Source organism: Parahaliea maris, from assembly GCF_008064665.1.
In the GTDB taxonomy this organism is placed as follows: Bacteria; Pseudomonadota; Gammaproteobacteria; order Pseudomonadales; family Halieaceae; genus Parahaliea; species Parahaliea maris.
In genome coordinates, this window is the sequence record NZ_VRZA01000003.1 from 1 (window position 1) to 20,306 (window position 20,306).

A 20,306-nucleotide genomic window follows, 5' to 3' on the forward strand; every position below is an offset into this window, starting at 1 on the left:
ATCGACATATCTATTTTGGCGCATCGCGACGCCGATAAAGGTGGGGGAGGAGACCATCTCATCATCCATGGGGGCTCCTCAGCGGCATCCATGCCGCTGAAGGTCCCGGAAGGGCCCCGCGCACCACACGCACTTCCCCCGAGGTATCGGCAACTTCTCAACTTCGTATCTGAAGGATATGAACCACGCGCTGAAGCAGGGTGTGGGCTGGGGGTGCGCCTTTCCGGACCGTCAACGGCCAGGGACGGCCGTTGCCGAGCGCACATGGATGTGCTTGTAGCGTGTCCGGAAAGGCGTACGCCCAGACCACGCCCGGAGCTACAGAGTGCCTGCCAATGAATCTCCCGAAACATTGGGCACCGGGCTGTGGAGTAATTTCCAGGCACTCAGGTACCCCCAAATCAAGTCACCAACAGCGGCCGCCACCACGGCTCATTGGCCAGATACCAGTCCAGCGTCTTCTCGATCCCGGTTTCAAAGGTCTCCACCGGCGCAAAGTCCAGTTCACCATTGATCTTGGTGGCGTCGATCGCATAGCGCCAGTCGTGACCCGCCCGGTCTTCGACAAAGGTGATCAGGCTGCGTGATTCACCGCGAGCTGCCGGTGAATCGGGAAAACGCCGAGCCAGCTCGGGGTTGGCGGCAAAGCGCGCATCCAGGCGGTCACAGAGCAGCTGGACGATATCCAGATTATTCCACTCGTTGTTGCCGCCGATATTGTAGGTTTCACCCACCACCCCGCGCTTCAGCACGCCTTCGATGCCACGGCAGTGATCCTGCACATAGAGCCAGTCGCGGATATTGCTGCCGTCGCCGTACACCGGCAGCGGCAGGCCGCGCAGGATGTTGGTGAGGCAGAGGGGGATCAGCTTCTCGGGAAAGTGGAACGGCCCGTAGTTGTTCGAGCAGTTGCTGGTGGTGACCTGCAGGCCATAGGTGTGATGCCAGGCGCGAACCAGGTGATCCGACGCCGCCTTGCTGGCGGAGTAGGGTGAATTGGGCTCGTACTTCTGCTCCTCGTGGAACGCGGGCGCGTCCGGGCTCAGCGATCCGTAGACCTCGTCGGTGGAGACATGGTGGAAGCGGTGCTCGTTGCCGCTGCCTGACAGCCAGATAGAACGGGCCGCTTCCAGCAGACTGTGGGTACCGATCACGTTGGTCTGGATGAACGCGCCGGGGCCGGTGATGGAGCGATCCACGTGGCTTTCCGCCGCAAAGTGAACCACGGTATCCACCGCGTGTTCGCGCATCGACCGCTCCACCTGGGCCTGGTCGCAAATATCACCGTGCACGAAGTGGAAGTTTGCCCGGCCCTCGAGCCCCTCCAGGTTGGCGCGGTTGCCAGCGTAGGTCAGGGCGTCATAGGCGACGAGAGTATCTTCGGGGTGGGCAGCGGCCCAGTGGTGAACGAAGTTGGCGCCTATGAATCCGGCCGCGCCGGTCACCAGCAGGGATTTGGCCATGGTCTGTTCCTTGAATATGAGTGAGTGGGGCTGCCTTCAGTGGGGCTGCCCTCAGTTGGACTGCGCGACCAGTTCATCGAGCATCCGGCGCAGTTGCACGCGCCAGTGATCGCCACGGGTCTCCAGGTCGCGCCAGCTTCCGGATTTGTCCAGCACGCTGTAGGCGGGACGCCTGGCCGGTGTCGGATAGTCCGCTGCCGGGATCGGCTGCACGTCGACGGGATGCGGCAGCAAACCACGGCTCAATCCCTCCTCGGCAATCGCCACGGCAAAATCGTACCAGCTGCAAACGCCGGCATCGCTCCAGTGGTAGATTCCGTGCAACTGTGGTCGTTGCGAAAAGCCCCAGATGGCATCGGCCAGACCCGCGGCCCAGGTCGGCGTACCCACCTGGTCACACACCACATTCAGGGAGTTGCGTTCGGCCATCAGGCGCAGCATGGTTTTAACGAAGTTGCCGCCGAAGCGTGAGTACACCCAGCCGGTGCGCACGATCAGCGCCGAGGGCAATTCATGCTGCACCGCCCGTTCGCCGGCCAGCTTGCTGGCGCCGTAGACGCCGAGGGGGTCGGTCTTGTCGTCCGGCAGGTACGGCATGCTGGCAGCGCCGTCGAAGACAAAATCGGTCGAGACATGGATCAGGCGGGCATTGGCCTCGGCGCAGGCCCCGGCGAGGTATCCGGGGGCGTCGCTGTTGATCGCCCGGGCCAGCTCCGGCTCACTCTCCGCGCGATCCACCGCGGTGTAGGCGGCGGCGTTGATCACCAGATCGGGCCGCAGGCCGACAATACGCTGGCGCACCGCGGCCGCATCGGCGATATCCAGTGCGTCTCGCCCGAGCGCCAGCAACTCCACATCCGGGGCGCTGGCCACGAGCTCACTGCCGAGCTGCCCGCCTGCCCCTGTTATCACTACTCTCTGCATTTCGCTCCCGGGATTCCTGTTCCACGAGCCCGTCACACTCGGCCCGCCGTTACTGTAACTGCGGCGCAAGCCTACCCCAGTGAGCGAGCGCTCGCCAGTCGCGCGTCCAGGCGATCGGGTCGCCCCTGCACAGGCCATTAACCGCGACAACGCAATTTCACCGCCATTACGAGGGCAGACGGGAATGATCGCGGTGCGTAGAATAACAAGGCAATCCGCAGGGGAACGCCAACATTTCCGTTACCACCACACAAGACAACGACTATCACGCCGTAGCCCTTCAACTGTGTAGTGACCAGGTACCGGAAGGTTGGGAGCTGGTCGTCAGCTCGCCTTTCACGCGCGTTGCACGCAACGCCGAACGCGGCGAGAGCTACCAGGAATTCCTGCCGCGCTCGCCCATAGGGCGGCTGCAGGACCTGCTGCGTGGCAGCCGCGGGACGCGCGCCCGCCGGCACTCCAACGCGCTGAATCACGCCGGGTTCACTGCTCCCACCAGCCTCGCGTGGGGCCGGCTGCCGCAGGGCCGGGAGTATCTGTTTACCTCCGCCATGGCCGGCGACAGTATCACCCACTGGTTGCGTCACGGGCTCACCGGGCGCGACCCCGCTACCCTGCTATTGCGCCGCAACCTGTTGCGGGAATTGGGCACCTGCATTGGGCGTCTACACGCCTCAGGCTTCATTCATGGCGACCTGCAGCCGCACAATGTGCTGGCAACCTACAAGGGCGGCCAGTTCCGCTTTGCCCTCCTCGATAACGAGGGCAACCTCAGGCGCCAGCCACCACCGGGCAAACTGCTGCTGAAAAACCTGATGCAGTTGAACATGCTACTGCCCGAGGACCTCACCCGCTCCGACCGCTGGCGTTTTTTCCTGTCCTGGCGACGCCAGCACCCGGAGCTGGGCCACAGCGAAGCGCGAATTCTCGCGATGGAGGCCTACCAGCGGGCCATCCGCGCCCTGCAGGAAACCGGCAAGGCTCCCTAGGCCGGGTCGGGCCACGCGTTGGCCTTCGTCTCGAAACTGGCAGACGCCTTGCGGATCACACAGAACCGCTGCCCGGTAGGCGCCTCCATCACGCACCAGGTACGAACGTCCCCCACCTTCTTCGCGCCCAGCCGCTCCAGGCGTTCTACTTCGGCGACAATATCGTCGGTTTCGATATCCAGGTGAACTCTGCTGGGATGCTGGACCTTCTGTACCTCGATCTGCAATTCCCCTTCCGGGTCCAGGAGCTTGATGTACTTTTCGCCTTCCTCGCCGGAAAAGTCATGGGTTGCCATGCCCAGGGCCTGGCTCCAGAACGCTGCGGCGGCAGGCAGGTCATCGGACTGGCAGTCGATAATGAAGCCAGCGAGTTTGCTTTTATGCATGACATCACCTCCTTCAGGCTGTGTCTGTGCGTCGATCCGGCAAGGCCCGATCAAGGGCTGTTTTCAGGTCGGCGCACTCCATCAACGGCTGCGCCCAGACACGTTATGCGGCCTATGCGTCCCGTACGGGATGGATGCTCAGCTAACCCGCGGGGACAGCCAGCTCTCCAGTTCTCCCAGCACTTCCAGGCGCTCGGGCTCGTTGAATATCTCGTGGAAAAGGCCGGGATACAGTCGCAGGGTTTTGTCCCCGGAGGCGACTCCCTCGACAAAATTCAGGGAACCGGAGGGCGAGGTCATCACATCCCCCTCGCCATGCATCACCATAATGGGCAGGGTAATCTCCGGGCGCCGCGCCTCGACCTCCGCCATGGTGCTGAACAGCTCACTGACCAGCCGTGCGGTCACCTTGCCGTCGTGAACCAGTGGATCTTCGATGTAGCGCCGCACCACCTCCGGATCCCTGCAGACCTCGGTGGCGTCCAGTTGCATCAGCCCCATCTTCGGGAACAGCCGGGACAGCAGCGCGTTGATCCAGAGCAGTGGCGCTGCGGGCTTTGGGTCGACCCCGAGAGCGGCGCCAGACAGGGCCGCCGCCATAAAGTCCTGCTGATGGTCGAGCAGATAGCGGGCGACTATCAGGCCGCCCATGCTGTGCCCCACCAGGACACAGGGAACCTGCGGGTACCACTCCCCGATGCGCTGTCGCAACTCCTCCAGCGGTTCGAGGAAATCAGCAAAGCGTTCCACGTACACCCGGTGGCCCGGTGACTGCCCGTGACCCACATGGTCCGGCGCCACCACCGCGTAGCCCCTGGGGCAGAAAAAATCCGCGAAGCCCTGGTAGCGGCCGCTGTGTTCCCCCAACCCGTGTACCATCAGGATGACCGCCCGGGGTTCGCCCACCGCGTGCCAGTGCCGGTAGTAGATACCACCGGACAGGTGTCCCTCTTCCGGCGTTACTTCCGGGCTCGCTTCCGCTTGCGTCATGCTGTTATCTCCCCAACAGTTCGTGGCCGCGTCGGCCGTATTTACGGGCATGGCGTTTGCGCAGGCTGATCAGCGGCGTAATGACGGCCTCTGTTACCTCCGACCAGCTACGCCCGGTCTCCAGACAATAGGTTTCGATAAAGGCGTCGAAATATTCTACCGGCAGCGACAGCGCCTCGGCGCTGAGAGTGAAGCGGGCGATATCAGCGGCCTGGCGTTTGCTGGCTGGCGAGGCGCGCGTCACGCCGTCGAGATCGACCAGCACGCAGTGGTCGCCCTCCAGCACCAGGTTTGCCCACTTGCAATCGCCATGGGCGAAGCCCGCCCGGTGCAGTGCAGCCACGCTCTGGGCGCTGCGTTGCATGATGGAAAACCAGTCCATGGCGTGGCCGGGATCGCCGGTCCACAGGGATTTGAGATCGGCACCGGCGACGGCCGATGTTGCCAGCAGGGCACCTTCACTGACCCGCAGGCAGCCCAGTGGCTCCGGTACTGGAACGCCGGCGTCGCGCAACTGCCGCGCGGAGTCGAACCCGCGCACCGCACGCCCCACACTGAAGCGGACCCACAGGCCCTGCCAACGGGAATTGCTGAGAAACAATTTGAGATAGCATGCCTGCCCCCCGATCTCGGCCAGTACGACCACACTGCGGGGTTCACGCTTGAGCAGCTGGCCGCGATCGCGCAGCCAGGCGAGGGTGTTGTCGCTGCCGGCCAGTTCGCCGCCGAGGGCCTCGCAGAGGGGACCGTCGCGCAGCGTCTGGATACTCACTGGCAGGCCTCCCGGGCAGCTCGCTGCGAGCCCCAGGTCGCGGGGCAGCACAGAGGGCAGCACAGAGAGAAGCGCAGGCTGCGCAGCGGGTCGCAATGTGAGAGGCCGGTGTCCATTACTGAAAAATACAACCCGGCACGGATTTTGACCAGCCGATGTTATCCCGCGTGGCTGCACCCCGAGCGACGGCGTCCCAGCGGGATCAGCCCTGCCCCGCCGCGTCGCCCTCGCAGGATGCAAACAGTTGCTCCCACTTGCCGGTAACCGCGGCACGGTGCTCGCCGTAGTCCACAGCCGGCACGATGTCCGCTTGCTGTTGCAGGGCGAGTTGGTGGGCGGCAGAGCGGTAGGCCAGGTAGGCCTCGGTGAGCGCTTCGCACTCGCCCTGCTCGAACAAGCCCTCACGGCCCAGGGTCTCGAGGATGCGGATATTGTCCGACCACTGGGTCAGCGCCGGCACCCGGCGGGACCACGCCAGAACCGCGTACTGCACCATGAATTCGATATCGACGATGCCGCCAACACCCTGCTTCAGGTGGAATTCCCCCTTCGCGGCAGCAGCGGAGGGCAGCAGGTGTTCGCGCATCCGGCGACGCATCTGCACTACTTCCCGGGCCAGGTCGACGGCATCCCGGTCCCGCCGCAGGATTTCCTCGCGCACCCCGTACACAGCCTCACCCACCGACTCGTCACCCGCCACCAGACGCGCCCGTACCAGGGCCTGGTGCTCCCAGGTCCAGGCAGAGTCCCGTTGGTAACCGGCGAAGCCCGCAGTGGAAGCCACCAGCATGCCCGAGTCCCCGGAGGGCCGCAGGCGCATATCGACCTCGTAGAGCTGGCCCAGGGACATGCGGGTCTCCAGGATGTGGATCATGCGCTGGCCCAGCCGGGTGTAGAACACCGAGTTGTCGATACTGCGGGGGCCGGCGGTCACCCCCCTGGCTCCGGAGTCGTAGATGAATACCAGGTCGAGATCTGAGGAGTAACTCAGTTCAATGCCGCCGAGCTTGCCATAGCCGAACACGGCGAAGCCGGAGCCACCTCCCTCCCTGGAGGGCTCCCCGTATTTCGCGGTGAGGTTGTGCCAGGCGACTGCCAGCACCTGCTCGAGAATCACCTCGGCCAGCCAGGTAAGCTTGTCGGAGACTTTCATCAGGGGCAGGCGGCCGGTCAGTTCACTGGCTGCCACCCGCAGGGTGTGGGAAGCCTTGAAGTAGCGCAGGGCTTCCATCTGCGCCTCCAGGTCATCCAGCGGCAAGCGGGCCACCTGCTGGCGCAACTCGTCCTGCAGCAGGGCCTTGTCCGGCGCGGTATACAGGCTGGCACGGTCCAGCAGCTCATCCAGCAATACCGGGTGCTCGGCCATTAACTGGGCGATCCATGGGCTGGCCGCGCACAGCATGACCAGCTCGTCGAGGGCTGCCGGGTTTTCCAGCAGCAGGGCCAGGTAGGCACTACGGCGCAGTACCGCCGTGACCAGCGGCAACACCCGGGCCAGGGCGAGATCGGGATCCTCCGCCTCGGCGCAGGCGCGCAGCAACTGGGGCATAAACTCCTCCAGCCGCTCCCGACCCTGGACCTGCAGCGCCAGTACCCGCTTGCTGTCACGCAGGGCGAGCAGTGGTGCCACTGATTCCTGCGGATCGCGATAACCCAGGGCCTGCAGACTCTCCGCTGACAGGTCTTCGCCCCACAGGGGCAGGTCATCGGTCTCTTCCTCCTGACTCTCCCCGGGTTCCGCAATCAGGTCGCGGAAGTGGGCAGCCACCCGCTGGCGATGTGCGTCAATCCTTTCGAGATAGCCAGGCCAGTCGGCGAAGCCCATGACCCGCGCCATGGCGGCCTGGTGCCCGGGCTCCGTGGGCAGAGCCTGGCTCTGCTGGTCGCGGTAGCCCTGGATGGCGTGCTCAGAGTCACGCAGGAACAGGTAAGCTGCGCGCAGTTCATCCACCGCGCTCTGCGGAAGGCAGCCAAGCTCGGCGCACTCCGCCAATACCGGCAGCAGTTCCCGCTGCTGCAGGCCGAGGTCACGGCCACCGCGAATCAGCTGGAAACACTGGGCGATGAACTCCACCTCGCGGATACCGCCATGCCCCAGTTTGACGTCGCTCTCCAGGCCCCGGCGGCGCACTTCCGAACTGATCATCTGCTTCATGCCGCGCAGGCTGTCGATCACCCCGAAATCCACATAGCGGCGATACACGAAGGGGCGCAACATGCGCTCCAGCTCTGCCACCCGGTCGGCGCAACCGGTGACGGCCCTGGCCTTGATCAGGGCGTAGCGCTCCCAGTCCCGCCCCTGTTCCTGGTAGTAGTCCTCCAGGGCGCTGAAGTTGTGGACCAGGCCGCCGCTGTCACCGTAGGGGCGCAGACGCATATCCACCCGGAATACGAAGCCTTCCGCGGTCACCGCGTCGAGGGCCCGGATCAGGGCCTGCCCGAGCTTGGTGAAGTACTGCTCGTTGCTGATGGACTTGTCGCCATCGGTCTCCCCCGCCTCGGGATAGGTAAAGATGAGATCGATATCCGAAGAGACGTTGAGCTCCCGCGCCCCCAGCTTGCCCATGGCCAGCACCACCAGTTCCTGGACCTCTCCGCTGTGGCGGCCCAGCGGCCGGCCAAAGCGGGGGGCCAGCTCCGCCTCGCAGTGGCTCAGGGCGCAGCGAATGCTGGCCTCCGCCAGCAGGGAGGTATCGCGGGTGGTTTCCAGGGTGGGCGCCAGGCGACAGAAATCCCGCCACACGATACGCAGCATGTGCCTGGCGCGAAATCGGCGCAGCTCTGGCAGCAGCTCTGCATCGCCGTGCTGCAGTATGCCGGCGAGCTGTTGCTCCGCCTCGCCGATCGCCAGGCTGCGTTGCAATTCCCCGCTGGCCAGCAGGGCCAGCATGGGCTCCGGGTCGCGCTGCAGCAGGTCGGCCACAAAGGGACTGCATGCCAGCATGTGGTCGAGTTGCGCCGGTTGGGAGTAACTGGCCCAGGCCGCCTCCCAGCGCTGCTGCTGGTCCGGCGTCCAGCGCTCCGCCAGGCGCGCTCGACGGGTTTCCGCCAGTGCCGCCAGCGGCGGGGGCAATGGCTCGGAGCAGGGGTCGGCGAGGGGGTCGGGGAAGGTCTCGGCCACGTCAATCTCCGGCGGGCATTGGCTCAGGCATCCAGTACGGGCGCCACCCGCATCACCTCTTCGATGGTGGTCTGGCCCCGGGCCACCCGGCCCGCCCCGCTCAGGCGCAGGGTCTGCATGCCTTCTCCCATGGCGGTGCGACGGACCTGGGACGCCTCCATGCTGGGGGTGATCAGTTGCTGGATGGCCGGGGTATTCACCAGCACTTCATAGATACCCTGACGCCCCATGTAGCCGGTATCGCGGCAGGCGCGACAGCCCACCGGGCGCGCCACCTGCTCCGGCATGGCCACGGTGTAGGGCGCCACCAGTTGCTGCCAGGCGTCCGGGTCGGTGGGCTCGAACTGCTTGCATTCGGAGCACAGGATGCGCACCAGGCGCTGGGACATCACCCCCCGCACCGTCGCCTTGATCAGGTACGCCGGCACCCCCAGCTCCAGCAGGCGGGATATGGAGTTGGGCGAGTCATTGGTGTGCAGGGTCGACAACACGAGGTGGCCGGTGAGCGCCGCCTGCACCGCCATACTGGCGGTCTCCAGGTCGCGAATCTCCCCTACCATGATGATGTCGGGATCCTGCCGCATCAGGGCGCGAACCCCGGAGGAAAAGTCGAGACCGATGCCGTGGTTCACCTGCATCTGGTTGAAGGCCCCCTCCACCATTTCGATGGGGTCCTCGATGGTGCACACGTTGACCTCCGAGGTGGCCAGTTTGCGCAGGGTGGAATAGAGGGTGGTGGTTTTACCGGAGCCCGTGGGCCCGGTGACCAGTACGATGCCGTTGCCGGATTCGGTCATCTCGTTCCAGTTGCGCAGGTCTTCGTCCGCCAGCCCCAGCTGCTCGAAGGATTTCTGCAGTACGTCCGGGTCAAAAATCCGCATCACCAGCTTTTCGCCAAAGGCAGTGGGCAGGGTGGCGAGGCGCAGTTCCACCTCGTTGCCCTCCGGGGTGCGGGTTTTCAAACGCCCGTCCTGGGGACGGCGCTTTTCCGCCACGTCCATCCGGCCGAGAATCTTGATCCGGCTGGTAACGGCCGCCGATACCTGCTGGGGCAGTTCGTAGACACTGTGCAGGACGCCGTCGATGCGAAAGCGCACGTTGCCCACCTTGCGCCGGGGCTCGATGTGGATATCCGAGGCGCGCTGCTCGAAGGCGTACTGCAGCAGCCAGTCAACAATACTCACCACGTGCTGGTCGTTGGCGTCCACTTCCTTCATGGAGCCCAGGTCGAGCATCTGCTCCAGGTTAGTGATGCCGGCGGCGCTGTCCGGCGCACTGCGGCCGTGGGCGCCGCGCACCGAACCGGCCATGGTGTAGAACTCGGCGGTGTGGCGGGTGATATCCCGCGGATCCGCCAGCACCCGGCGGATCGGCTTGCGCAGCACGTGCTCCAGGTTTTTCTCCCACGCGCTGATAAACGGCTCGGCGCTGGCGATCACCACTTCATCGGGGTTTACCTCGACCGCCAGGATGCGATGGCGCTGGGCAAAAGCTTTCGACATCACCTCGGCCACGGCGGTAACATTGATTTTCAGGGGGTCGATACGATACACACTCTGGTTGGAACGGGCCGCCAGCCAGTGCAGGAGATTGTCCATCTCCAGGCGACGCCCCGGGCGGGCGGCGTCCTCGAGATTCTGCTCCGCCAGGAACACCAGCGGATGCACCGCCCGCATGCTGGCCTTGCCCAGCCTCGACAGCTCCGCATCGCTCAGGCGGCCATCGCTGTGCAGGGCCTTGACCACCCAGGGCAGGGTCAGGGGCGCCTCGTTCATCTGTTCGCTCATCTGTACTGACATGCACTACCCTTGCGTGACCGCGATCGCTGGCCAGATGCTAACACAGCCGCCTCCGGGAACGGCCTCCCCGGGCAGTGCGCCACAGCCTGTGACATCGCCGGCCTCAGGCCCTATACTGCGCGCGAATCTCCAGGGAGCAAACTCATGCCGGGATCCACCCCCCTTGGGAGCCTTTTTGGCCGTTCGCCGATTGGCCCCATCCAGGAGCACATGCAGGCCGCCAACGAGGCCGCACAACTCCTGCCCATGTTCTTCGACGCCAGCGCCCAGGGCAACTGGACGACAGCCCAGGCCACCTTCAAGGAAATTTCCATTGCCGAACGGGATGCCGACAGGCTCAAGCGCTCCGTCCGCCGCCATTTGCCCAAGAGCCTGTTCCTGCCGGTGCCCCGCTCGGACCTGCTGGAGCTGGTGACCGTGCAGGACCATGTGGCCAATATCGCCAAGGACGTCGCCGGCCTGATGCTCGGCCGCCAGATGCAATTCCCCGACGCGCTGCAACTGCCCGTCGCAGAGCTGGTGGCAACCTGCGCCGACACCACCGCCCAGGCCCTGGTGGCCATCCATGAACTGGACCAGTTACTCGAGGTGGGCTTCAGTGGCCGGGAGGTCAAGCGGGTCGAGGGTCTCATCAAGATTCTCGACAAGCTCGAGGGGCGCACCGACAAACAGTCAGAGGCTCTGCGTGGCAAGCTGTTCAAGATGGAAGCCAACCTGCCGCCGGTTGACGTCATGTTCTACTACAAGGTAATCGAACTGCTGGCCGCCATGGCCGACGCCGCTGAGCGCGTCGGCCATCGGCTGCAGATCCTGATGGCAAAATAAGACAGGCAGTTCCATGGAAATTATTGCTAACTACGGCAGCACGCTGCTGATCATCGCCTGCTGCGTCGGGTTTTTCATGGCCTGGGGCATTGGCGCCAACGACGTCGCCAACGCCATGGGCACCTCGGTCGGCTCCAAGGCCCTGACCATCACCCAGGCCATCTTCGTGGCCATGATCTTCGAATTCCTGGGTGCCTACCTGGCCGGTGGCGAGGTCACCTCGACCATCCGCAAGGGCATCATCGACCCGGAGTCGATGGCCGACTCGCCAGAACTCATGGTCTTCGGCATGCTCTCGGCCCTGCTCGCCGCCGGCACCTGGCTGCTGATCGCCAGCCTCAAGGGCTGGCCGGTTTCCACCACCCACTCCATCGTCGGCGCCATCGTTGGCTTCGCCTCGGTGGGTATCTCGGTGGACGCCATTCACTGGGACAAGGTCGGCACCATCGTCGCCAGCTGGGTGGTCTCGCCGGTGCTCGCAGGAACGATCTCCTTCGGCCTGTTCATGAGCGTGAAGACCCTCATTCTCGACACTGATGACCCCTTCCATCGGGCCAAGCGCTACATCCCCATCTATATGTGGATGGTGGGCTTCATGATCTCCATGGTGACCCTGCTCAAGGGCCTGAAACACCTGGGCGTTGAGATCGACCTGGGCCTGGGTAGCAAGTTCGCCAATGCGATCCCGGTATCGGCAGTGGTCGGCCTGGTAGTGGCAGGCGTCGGCGCCCTGCTGCTGCGGCGAATCAAGGAGCTGCCCAACCAGCAGCACCGCTTCGCCAATGTGGAGCGGGTGTTTGCCATCCTGATGGTGTTCACCGCCTGTTCCATGGCCTTCGCCCACGGCTCCAATGACGTGGCCAACGCGGTGGGCCCCCTGGCCGCTATTGCCAGCACTATCCAGTCCGGCGGTGAGATCGCATCAAAAGCCGCTCTGCCCTGGTGGATTCTGCTGGTGGGTGCTTTCGGCATCGTGGTGGGTCTGGCGACTTACGGCTGGAAGGTGATTGCCACCATCGGCCGCAAGATCACCGAACTCACCCCCAGCCGCGGTTTCGCCGCGGAGCTGGGCGCCGCCGCCACGGTGGTCGTCGCCTCCGCCACCGGCCTGCCGATCTCCACCACCCACACTCTGGTAGGCGCAGTGCTCGGCGTGGGCTTCGCCCGCGGTATCGGCGCCCTGAACCTGCGGACGATCGGCCAGATCTTCCTGTCCTGGATCATCACCCTGCCGGCGGGTGCGGGACTGGCGATCATGTTCTTCTTTATGTTCCGGGGGATGTTTATCTGAGCCTGAGGCTCAGTGCTTCCCCCGAATCTGCGCTGGTTCAACCGGAACCGCCGTCTTCAGCTCTGATGTGGGTGCCACTAAGCCCGCATCGGCCAGCTGGTAGCCCCCGCCCGGACACGCTGTGAATACGTCCATGTACGCTTCTATTCTGCGTCCTGCCTCATAGAGTCCGGTCGGGGGCTACCAGCCGTCCGCTGCTGAGTTGGCGACAACGGCTGTTTCAGAGTTCTTCCAAGTCCGTTCAACGACCGTGTGGGCACTTCCAAAAACCCTTCTTCCCAGACACCACTCGCAACCCATGACTTCGCTCGATGCAGCGTCGTCTGGCGGGGACCGCTTGGCCGGACTCTATGAGGCATGGATGCCGATTAGAAGCGTACATGGATGTACTTGCAGCGTGTCCGGACAAGCGGTCCCCGTCGGACGATGCGGGCTAGCGGCACCTATGGCCCGGGGCACCAATCCAGCAATCACCGAGAGCTACCCGACGCACACGCAACACGCTTGACGCCAACAGCAGCTCCCGGCTAACGTGCCCTGACTCCCACCCCGGCCACCCCCCCATGCCCACCATCGAACAACAGGTCATCCGCGAACTCACCACCCTCGTGGGCACCGCGTCCGTCAGTTCCACCGACCCCGACTGGGACCAGGGCAATCGCGCCGTTGTCGAGCAACTCGCCGAATGGCTTGGCGCCATGGGCTTTGCCACCGAAATCATCGATGTCAGTGAGGACGGCAGCAAAGCCAACCTCGTCGCCACTCTCGGTAGCGGCCCCGGGGGCCTGGTGCTGGCCGGGCACACCGATACCGTACCCTTCGACCAGGGCCGCTGGCGCAGCGACCCCCTCAAACTGACCGAGCGCGACCAGCGCCTGTACGGCCTGGGCAGCACCGACATGAAGGGTTTCTTTCCGCTGGCCATGGCCGCCGCGCGCAGCTTTTTGCACAAGCCCCTCAGGGAACCGCTGATCATCCTCGCCACCGCCGATGAAGAGAGCTCGATGAATGGCGCCAGGGCGCTGGCGGCCGCCGGCTGGCCGAAGGCGCGGGCGGCGATAATCGGCGAACCCACCGGGCTGGTCCCCGTGCGCATGCACAAGGGCATCATGATGGAGGCCATTCGCATTACCGGGCGCGCCGGCCACTCCTCCAACCCCGCGCTGGGTAACAGCGCCATGGACGCCATGCACGAGGTCATGGGTGAGCTGATGGCCTTCCGCGACACCCTCGGCCAGCGCTTTTCCAATCCCGCCTTCGAGGTCGCCTTTCCCACGCTGAACCTCGGCTGCATCCACGGGGGCGACAGCCCCAACCGGATCTGCGGACGCAGCGAGCTGCACATCGACCTGCGCATGACCCCCAGTGGAGACTATCGGGCGGTGCGGGAAGAATTGAACGAGCTGCTGGCGGGCATCGCCGCGCGGCGCGAGCTCAGCATCGAACTGGCGCCCCTGGTGGAACCGGTACCGCCCTTCGAACAGGCCGGCAACAGCGAGCTGGTGCGTGTCGCCGAACGCCTCACCGGGCACGGCGCCCAGGCGGTCGCCTTCGCCACGGAAGCGCCGTTCCTGCAACAGTTGGGTATGGAGACCATCATCATGGGGCCGGGCTCCATCGACCGGGCTCACCAGCCGGACGAATACCTGGAACTGGAACAGCTGCGGCCCTGCATCGCCCTGCTGGAACAATGCATCGCCCACTACTGCCTGTAACCGCTCACGGCTGTCTGCAGGACCCCCGGTGCCGGCCTGTGCATTATTGCCATTAGTGCCGAACCCGACCATTCGGTACCCTTAGCCCCCTTGTACTGACAACAACGGGCCACACAGGTGAGCACAACGGGCCGGGAACACATACGCTGGTTCAGGAATACCGCACCCTACATCAACGCGCACAGGGGCAAGACCTTCGTGCTGATGTTGAGTGGCGAGGCCGCCCAGCACCCGAATTTCGCCAATATCATCCACGACATCGCGCTGCTCAACAGCCTCGGCGTGCGCCTGGTGCTGGTGCACGGCGACCGGCCCCAGATCGACGAGCGTCTGGAACGGGCCGGGCTGGAGCGCCGCTTTCACGCCGGTATGCGCATCACCGACAGCGAAGCCATGCCGTTGGTCACCGATGCCGCCGGCTCCCTGCGTGCCCAAATTGAGGCCCTGCTGTCCATGGGCCTGCCCAACTCACCCATGCAGGGCAGCAGTATCCGCGTGTGCTCGGGCAATTTCGTCACCGCCCGGCCCATCGGGGTGCTGGACGGCATCGACTTTCACCACACCGGCCGGGTGCGGCGGGTCGACGTGGCCGGCATCCGCGAGCAGTTGGCGGCGGGGTCCATCGTGTTACTGTCGCCACTGGGCTACTCCCCCACCGGGGAAATCTTCAACCTCGCCCTGGAGGACATCGCGGTGCACTGTGCCGCCGCTATCGGCGCCGACAAGCTGCTGCTGTTCGGCGCCGCAGAGGGCCTGGAGAGTGATAGTGGCGAGCTGCTACGCCAGATCGCCGTGGGCCAGATGCCCGACCTGCAGTTTGCCAACGACGAACAAACCCGCCTGGCGGACACCGCCCGCCGGGCCTGCCTGGCAGGCGTCGAGCGCTGCCAGGTGATCAGCTACCAGGACGACTGCGCCATGCTGGAGGAGCTGTTCACCCACGACGGCAGTGGCACCCTGGTCGCCACCGATGACTACGAGCAGTCACGCTGGGCCTCCATCGACGATGTGGGCGGCATCCTGGAACTGATCGAGCCACTGGAACAGCAGGGTATCCTGCTGAAGCGTTCGCGCGAACTGCTGGAGACTGAGATCAGCCATTTCCGGCTGCTGGAACGGGACGGTCGCATCCTGGCCTGCGCCGCCCTCTACCCCTACCCGGAAGATGGCTGTGGTGAGCTTGCCTGTATCGTGTCGCACCCGGACTACCGCGGTGGCCACCGCGGCGCGCGCCTGTTGCGGGGGCTGGAGCAGGAAGCGCGCCAGCAGGGGCTGGAGCGGGTCTTCGTGCTGACGACCCAGACCGCCCACTGGTTTATCGAGCAGGGTTTCAAGGAGAGCGGACGCGACGAATTGCCAGCGCAAAAGCAGAACCTGTACAACCTGCAGCGCAACTCGAAGGTCTTCTTCAAGACTCTCTAGCATTCACACCCCGGGCAGCGGGTCATCCCGTTGCCTGTCCGCCGCGTATCTACCCTGCAGCCTTTACTCAGGAGGAGAGACCGGCATGGGACGCAAGACAATCGGGTTCACCGTCGCCTTTATCTATGGGCTATTGCTGGTGGGCTGTTCCTCGGCTGACCTCGGCAAGCACGCCGGGGATACCCCGGCACTCACCCTGGAGCAATTCTTTGACGGCCGGCTGTCCGCCCACGGAGTGGTGAAGGACTGGCGCGGCGAGGTTATCCGCACCTTCAATGCCGAAATAGTCGCCTACTGGCGCGATGGCGTGGGCACGCTTGAGGAAGACTTCCTGTTTGACGATGGCGAGGCACAGCGGCGGGTGTGGACGCTGACACCACAGGGGCGTGACGCCGACGGCTACCTGCTCTACCACGGCACCGCGGGGGATGTCGTTGGCGTCGGAGAGGCCCGACAGGCGGGCAACGCCCTGTTCCTGGACTACGTGCTGCGGATTCCCTACAACGACTCCACTCTCGACCTGCGCATTGACGATCGCATGTACCGGGTCTCGCCCGACGTCGTCATTAACGAATCCACCATGAAGAAGTTTGGCCTCACCGTGGGCAGGATCCTGCTGGTAATCGAGCGCCGCCCCGGTTAACGCGATACCCTGTTTGCCAGTTTGTCACCAGACAGGCCATGCTGCATAAACAGACCAGGACAACTGCTTTGCCAGCGGCCCCAGGAGCCCTATGAGAGTATTTTTTGGCATCGAGCCCGACCAGCAAACCGCGCTGGCCATCAGTAACTGGCGAGACCGGCAGTTTGGCCCGGGTGGTCGACCGGTGCCGGTGGCCAATCTGCATCTTACTCTCGCCTTCGGTGGTGAACTCGACATCGCGGTTATCGATGAGTTGTGCGGCCGGGTGGATGCGTGGCTGGGCGAGAATTCAGTATCCGCGGCCACACTCGCCCTGAACCAGACCGGTTACTGGCCGGGAAACGGTATCTACTGGCTGGGACCACGCCAGTGGCCGACCACCCTGGACGTCCAGGTGGGCAAACTGCGACAACTCCTGGCCAGTGCCGGGGCCCGGCGGGAAAAGCAGCGCTTCCAGCCCCACGTGACCCTGTTTCGCCGCTGTGACAAGGCGCCCCCCCTGCCGGCGCAGGCTCCGGACATTCGCCTGCAGCAGCGGGAAATAGCGCTGTTTGAATCCCGGCGCTTGCGCGGGGGGGTGGCCTACCATGTGCTCACTGCCTGGCCGCTGGCGTCATCTGCCTGACATCACGGATGTTGAGGCAGGCAACAGCCCATTTCGGTGCCCGCGACATTTTTGGTATTCTTCGTGCCCTTTTTACGATCATTGAACGCGCAACCCACTGGGTGCGCAGGTGTGCCCCATGCCCGACTATCGCTCCAAAACCTCCACCGCCGGCCGCAATATGGCCGGTGCCCGCGCCCTGTGGCGCGCCACCGGCATGAAGGATGAGGACTTCAAGAAGCCCATCATTGCCGTGGTCAACTCCTTCACCCAGTTCGTGCCCGGCCATGTGCACCTGAAGGATCTGGGGCAACTGGTGGCGCGGGAAATCGAGAAGGCCGGCGGCGTGGCCAAGGAATTCAACACCATCGCCGTGGACGACGGCATCGCCATGGGTCACGACGGCATGCTTTACAGCCTGCCCTCCCGTGACCTGATCGCCGATTCGGTGGAGTACATGGTGAATGCCCACTGCGCCGACGCCATGGTGTGCATCTCCAACTGCGACAAGATCACCCCCGGGATGCTGAATGCCGCCATGCGCCTCAACATCCCGGCGGTCTTCGTTTCCGGCGGGCCGATGGAAGCGGGCAAGACCAAACTGTCCGAGCACAAGCTGGACCTGGTCGACGCGATGGTCATCGCCGCCGACAGTGAAGCCTCCGATGAAAAAGTAGAGGAATACGAACGTTCCGCCTGTCCTACCTGCGGTTCCTGCTCGGGCATGTTCACCGCCAACTCGATGAACTGCCTGACCGAGGCGCTGGGCCTGTCACTGCCCGGCAACGGCTCCACCCTGGCCACCCACGCGGACCGCGAACGCCTGTTCCACCGCGCCGGCCAACTGGCGGTGGAGTTGTGCCAGCGCTACTACGGCGAGGGCGACGAGTCCGTGCTGCCGCGCAACATCGGCAGCTTCGAGGCTTTCGAAAATGCCATGAGCCTGGACATTGCCATGGGCGGGTCCACCAACACCATCCTGCACCTGCTGGCGGCAGCCCAGGAGGCCGAGCTGGATTTCACCATGACCGACATCGACCGCCTGTCGCGCAAGGTACCGCAACTGTGCAAGGTGGCGCCCAACACGCCCCAGTACCATATGGAAGACGTGCACCGCGCCGGCGGCATCATGGGTATCCTCGGCGAGCTGGACCGGGCCGGGTTGCTGCACCGCAACTGCTCCACCGTGCACAGCCCGACCATTGCCGACGCCCTGGACCAGTGGGATATCGTGCGCACGGACGATCCCGCCGTTCACGAGTTCTACAAGGCCGGACCCGCTGGCATCCCGACCCAGACGGCCTTCTCCCAGAGCACCCGCTGGCCCTCGCTGGACAGCGACCGCGCCGGCGGCTGCATCCGTTCCCTCGACCACGCCTTCTCGCTGGAAGGGGGCCTGGCGGTACTGACCGGCAACATCGCTGAAGACGGCTGTGTGGTGAAGACCTCCGGGGTGGACGAGTCCATCCTCAAGTTCTCGGGCAGCGCCTACGTGTGTGAAAGCCAGGAAGACGCGGTGGCCGACATCCTCGACGGCAAGGTCAAGGCGGGCGACGTGGTGATCATTCGCTACGAAGGCCCCCGCGGCGGCCCCGGGATGCAGGAAATGCTCTACCCCACCAGTTACCTGAAATCGAAGGGTCTGGGCAAGGCCTGCGCCCTGCTCACCGACGGCCGCTTCTCCGGCGGCACCTCGGGCCTGTCGATTGGCCACGCCTCGCCGGAGGCCGCCGCCGGTGGCGCCATCGGCCTGGTGGAGCACGGCGACTTGATCGACATCGACATCCCCGGGCGCAGCATCAACGTGCGCCTGAGCGATGAACAACTGGCCTCCCGTCGCGCCGCCATGGAAGCCAGGGGCGATGCAGCCTGGCAACCCGCGAAGCCGAGGCCGCGCAAGGTCAGCGCCGCTCTCAAGGTCTACGCGAAAATGGCCACCAGCGCCGACAAGGGCGCGGTACGGGATCTGTCTCTGCTGGACTGAAGGCTCAGGGCGCGCCAGTAACCGCGGGCGCGCCCTGTTCCGTTGACCGCCCCTCCCGGCTGAGCGCCAGGAAATCCTCTCTGAGATTGTGGACCTTGCGCCGCAGGTGACGGTCCTGCTGCTTGCTGCGCGTGTTCACTACTTCCATCACCGCGCCCTGAATCACGCTGACGTTCTGCTCGTACATCACCCGGTACTCCGGGCTGGCACTGTCCCAGCGCGATGCAACAGCCACCCGTACCGCATCCTGCCAGCCAGGTTCCCGTTGTAACAAAGCCTTTAACCGGTCGGTCCAGGCCTGGCGTTCGGCCAGCCACAGCTCGTCGGATCGGTCGAGTCCGGCAACAGCAGTGCGCAGAGTTTCCTTCTGTTTGCGGTCCAGCCTGCCTAAATAATCATCCAGGTTATCCAGCAGGCGATCGTAGGCGTCCTCCCGGTATTCCTCCTGATCGCGTTCGAGGTACTTTTCCTCGAGCTCCGCCTGCTTCTCTTCGAGGTTGGTAATGAATTCAGCAACCTGCTCGTCACTGAGTTGCTCACCCATGGCCAGCAGCCAGTCGAGGGAGCGGGTCTGCACCCGATCCCCCGCCAGCTCCATCCCGCGGGTCAGCTCCCGGATTTCCCCAAGGGTCAGGCCATCACTATCCAGCATGGCCTCGGCATCGTGCAGCAGGGTCACGTAGCGCGGCAGCTCCTCCTCCCGGTGCCATTCGAGAAATGGCTCCAGCAGCTCGTCCAGCACCTGCTCCTGGCCCCGGTCCAGCTCGACATAATCATCCACGTACCAGGGAACCAGGAAATCGAGCCGGTTGTAGAGGAAAGTGGTACTGCTGCAGCCGGTTACCAGCAGAGCGATGAACAGCGCTGGCAGCCGGCGCCGCCAACAGCTCCACCAGCGCACTCTCCAGCGCACTCTCCAAAGCACTTCAGGGATAGTCGAGGCCATCGGTAGCGAACAGCATGTCGAGGTTGCGGAAGGCCTTGAATTCAAGATGGTTGCCGGCGGGGTCACGCACGAAGAAGGTTCTTTGCTCCCCCTGCCGTCCGGCAAAGCGCACGGTAGGTTCGATCACAAAGGGCACGAGGTGATCCTTCAGCCTGGCTTCCAGGGCCTCCACCTGCTCCCAGGGCAGGATGACACCGAAATGGGAGGCGGGAACGGCTTCGCCGTCCACCGGGTTGGTGGCTGCCGCGGGCACTTCGCCAGGGCCAACAAGGTGTGTCACCAGTTGATGACCCCAGAAATCCCAGTCGATCCAGCGCGAGGACTCGCGACCGCGGGAGCAGCCGAGCACTTCACCATAGAAGCGCGCGGCGGCGGCGAGGTCATCCACTGGCAGGGCCAGGTGGAACAGGGCTTGGCTCTTCATTTCACCAG

General features: G+C 64.6%; 17 protein-coding genes. 8 read left to right on the forward strand and 9 right to left on the reverse strand.

Features of this window, described 5'->3' with window-relative positions:
- Positions 1-401: 401 nt before the first annotated feature.
- Positions 402-1,463, reverse strand: coding sequence for a dTDP-glucose 4,6-dehydratase (rfbB, locus tag FV139_RS08395; protein ID WP_148067998.1), 1,062 nt, complete (start codon positions 1,461-1,463; stop codon positions 402-404).
- A 51-nt stretch (positions 1,464-1,514) separates the two neighbouring features.
- Entirely contained in the window at positions 1,515-2,375 is an 861-nt protein-coding gene (rfbD, locus tag FV139_RS08400) for a dTDP-4-dehydrorhamnose reductase (RefSeq protein WP_328592275.1), read from the reverse strand.
- A gap of 479 nt (positions 2,376-2,854) precedes the next feature.
- On the opposite strand from rfbD, the gene FV139_RS21225 reads away from it, so the two are divergent.
- Positions 2,855-3,376: a lipopolysaccharide kinase InaA family protein gene (locus FV139_RS21225; RefSeq protein ID WP_268939939.1), complete on the forward strand. Its 522-nt coding sequence runs from the start codon at positions 2,855-2,857 to the stop codon at positions 3,374-3,376.
- On the opposite strand, the gene FV139_RS08410 is transcribed toward FV139_RS21225, so the two are convergent.
- The 5 genes from FV139_RS08410 to FV139_RS08430 form a co-directional block, all read right to left on the reverse strand.
- Entirely contained in the window at positions 3,373-3,762 is a 390-nt protein-coding gene (locus FV139_RS08410; protein ID WP_148068001.1) for a VOC family protein, read from the reverse strand. The two genes, FV139_RS21225 and FV139_RS08410, sit on opposite strands and share 4 nt — an antisense overlap.
- Before the next feature lie 138 nt (positions 3,763-3,900).
- Positions 3,901-4,752, reverse strand: a complete 852-nt coding sequence (locus tag FV139_RS08415; protein ID WP_148068002.1) for an alpha/beta hydrolase — start codon at positions 4,750-4,752, stop codon at positions 3,901-3,903.
- 4 nt (positions 4,753-4,756) lie between these two features.
- Complete coding sequence (locus tag FV139_RS08420) at positions 4,757-5,524, reverse strand: lipopolysaccharide kinase InaA family protein (protein WP_187276456.1); 768 nt, start codon at positions 5,522-5,524, stop codon at positions 4,757-4,759.
- A 202-nt stretch (positions 5,525-5,726) separates the two neighbouring features.
- Entirely contained in the window at positions 5,727-8,645 is a 2,919-nt protein-coding gene (gene glnE / locus FV139_RS08425) for a bifunctional [glutamate--ammonia ligase]-adenylyl-L-tyrosine phosphorylase/[glutamate--ammonia-ligase] adenylyltransferase (RefSeq protein WP_235898598.1), read from the reverse strand.
- 23 nt (positions 8,646-8,668) lie between these two features.
- A complete protein-coding gene (locus FV139_RS08430; RefSeq protein WP_148068004.1) occupies positions 8,669-10,444 on the reverse strand; it encodes a GspE/PulE family protein in 1,776 nt (591 codons plus the stop codon).
- A 144-nt stretch (positions 10,445-10,588) separates the two neighbouring features.
- Between FV139_RS08430 and FV139_RS08435 the strand changes: the two genes are divergently transcribed.
- The 7 genes from FV139_RS08435 (at position 10,589) to ilvD (ending at position 18,928) form a co-directional block, all read left to right on the forward strand.
- Positions 10,589-11,269, forward strand: a complete 681-nt coding sequence (locus tag FV139_RS08435; RefSeq protein ID WP_148068005.1) for a TIGR00153 family protein — start codon at positions 10,589-10,591, stop codon at positions 11,267-11,269.
- A 13-nt stretch (positions 11,270-11,282) separates the two neighbouring features.
- Complete coding sequence (locus tag FV139_RS08440) at positions 11,283-12,560, forward strand: inorganic phosphate transporter (RefSeq protein ID WP_148068006.1); 1,278 nt, start codon at positions 11,283-11,285, stop codon at positions 12,558-12,560.
- Between the two features lie 563 nt (positions 12,561-13,123).
- A complete protein-coding gene (gene argE / locus FV139_RS08445; protein ID WP_148068007.1) occupies positions 13,124-14,275 on the forward strand; it encodes an acetylornithine deacetylase in 1,152 nt (383 codons plus the stop codon).
- A 117-nt stretch (positions 14,276-14,392) separates the two neighbouring features.
- Complete coding sequence (gene argA / locus FV139_RS08450) at positions 14,393-15,697, forward strand: amino-acid N-acetyltransferase (protein ID WP_148068008.1); 1,305 nt, start codon at positions 14,393-14,395, stop codon at positions 15,695-15,697.
- Between the two features lie 85 nt (positions 15,698-15,782).
- Positions 15,783-16,340 (forward strand): DUF3833 domain-containing protein, encoded by a 558-nt coding sequence (locus FV139_RS08455; RefSeq protein ID WP_148068009.1) that lies wholly within the window; start codon positions 15,783-15,785, stop codon positions 16,338-16,340.
- Positions 16,341-16,431: 91 nt separating this feature from the next.
- Positions 16,432-16,965, forward strand: coding sequence for an RNA 2',3'-cyclic phosphodiesterase (gene thpR / locus FV139_RS08460; protein ID WP_148068010.1), 534 nt, complete (start codon positions 16,432-16,434; stop codon positions 16,963-16,965).
- A gap of 118 nt (positions 16,966-17,083) precedes the next feature.
- Positions 17,084-18,928: a dihydroxy-acid dehydratase gene (ilvD, locus tag FV139_RS08465; protein WP_148068011.1), complete on the forward strand. Its 1,845-nt coding sequence runs from the start codon at positions 17,084-17,086 to the stop codon at positions 18,926-18,928.
- A 4-nt stretch (positions 18,929-18,932) separates the two neighbouring features.
- On the opposite strand, the gene FV139_RS08470 is transcribed toward ilvD, so the two are convergent.
- Both FV139_RS08470 and FV139_RS08475 read right to left on the reverse strand, forming a co-directional pair.
- A complete protein-coding gene (locus FV139_RS08470) occupies positions 18,933-19,841 on the reverse strand; it encodes a DUF6279 family lipoprotein (protein WP_148068012.1) in 909 nt (302 codons plus the stop codon).
- Between the two features lie 13 nt (positions 19,842-19,854).
- A complete protein-coding gene (locus tag FV139_RS08475) occupies positions 19,855-20,298 on the reverse strand; it encodes a VOC family protein (RefSeq protein ID WP_148068013.1) in 444 nt (147 codons plus the stop codon).
- Between the last annotated feature and the right edge of the window lie 8 nt (positions 20,299-20,306).

Excerpts from the sequence above, each read along its gene's own strand:
- rfbB (WP_148067998.1), bottom strand. The coding sequence starts at position 1,463 with ATGGCCAAATCCCTGCTGGTGACCGGCGCGGCCGGATTCATAGGCGCC.
- FV139_RS08410 (WP_148068001.1), bottom strand. The coding sequence starts at position 3,762 with ATGCATAAAAGCAAACTCGCTGGCTTCATTATCGACTGCCAGTCCGAT.
- FV139_RS08415 (WP_148068002.1), bottom strand. The coding sequence starts at position 4,752 with ATGACGCAAGCGGAAGCGAGCCCGGAAGTAACGCCGGAAGAGGGACAC.
- FV139_RS08430 (WP_148068004.1), bottom strand. The coding sequence starts at position 10,444 with ATGTCAGTACAGATGAGCGAACAGATGAACGAGGCGCCCCTGACCCTG.
- FV139_RS08435 (WP_148068005.1), top strand. The coding sequence starts at position 10,589 with ATGCCGGGATCCACCCCCCTTGGGAGCCTTTTTGGCCGTTCGCCGATT.
- FV139_RS08440 (WP_148068006.1), top strand. The coding sequence starts at position 11,283 with ATGGAAATTATTGCTAACTACGGCAGCACGCTGCTGATCATCGCCTGC.
- argE (WP_148068007.1), top strand. The coding sequence starts at position 13,124 with ATGCCCACCATCGAACAACAGGTCATCCGCGAACTCACCACCCTCGTG.
- FV139_RS08455 (WP_148068009.1), top strand. The coding sequence starts at position 15,783 with ATGGGACGCAAGACAATCGGGTTCACCGTCGCCTTTATCTATGGGCTA.
- thpR (WP_148068010.1), top strand. The coding sequence starts at position 16,432 with ATGAGAGTATTTTTTGGCATCGAGCCCGACCAGCAAACCGCGCTGGCC.
- ilvD (WP_148068011.1), top strand. The coding sequence starts at position 17,084 with ATGCCCGACTATCGCTCCAAAACCTCCACCGCCGGCCGCAATATGGCC.
- FV139_RS08475 (WP_148068013.1), bottom strand. The coding sequence starts at position 20,298 with ATGAAGAGCCAAGCCCTGTTCCACCTGGCCCTGCCAGTGGATGACCTC.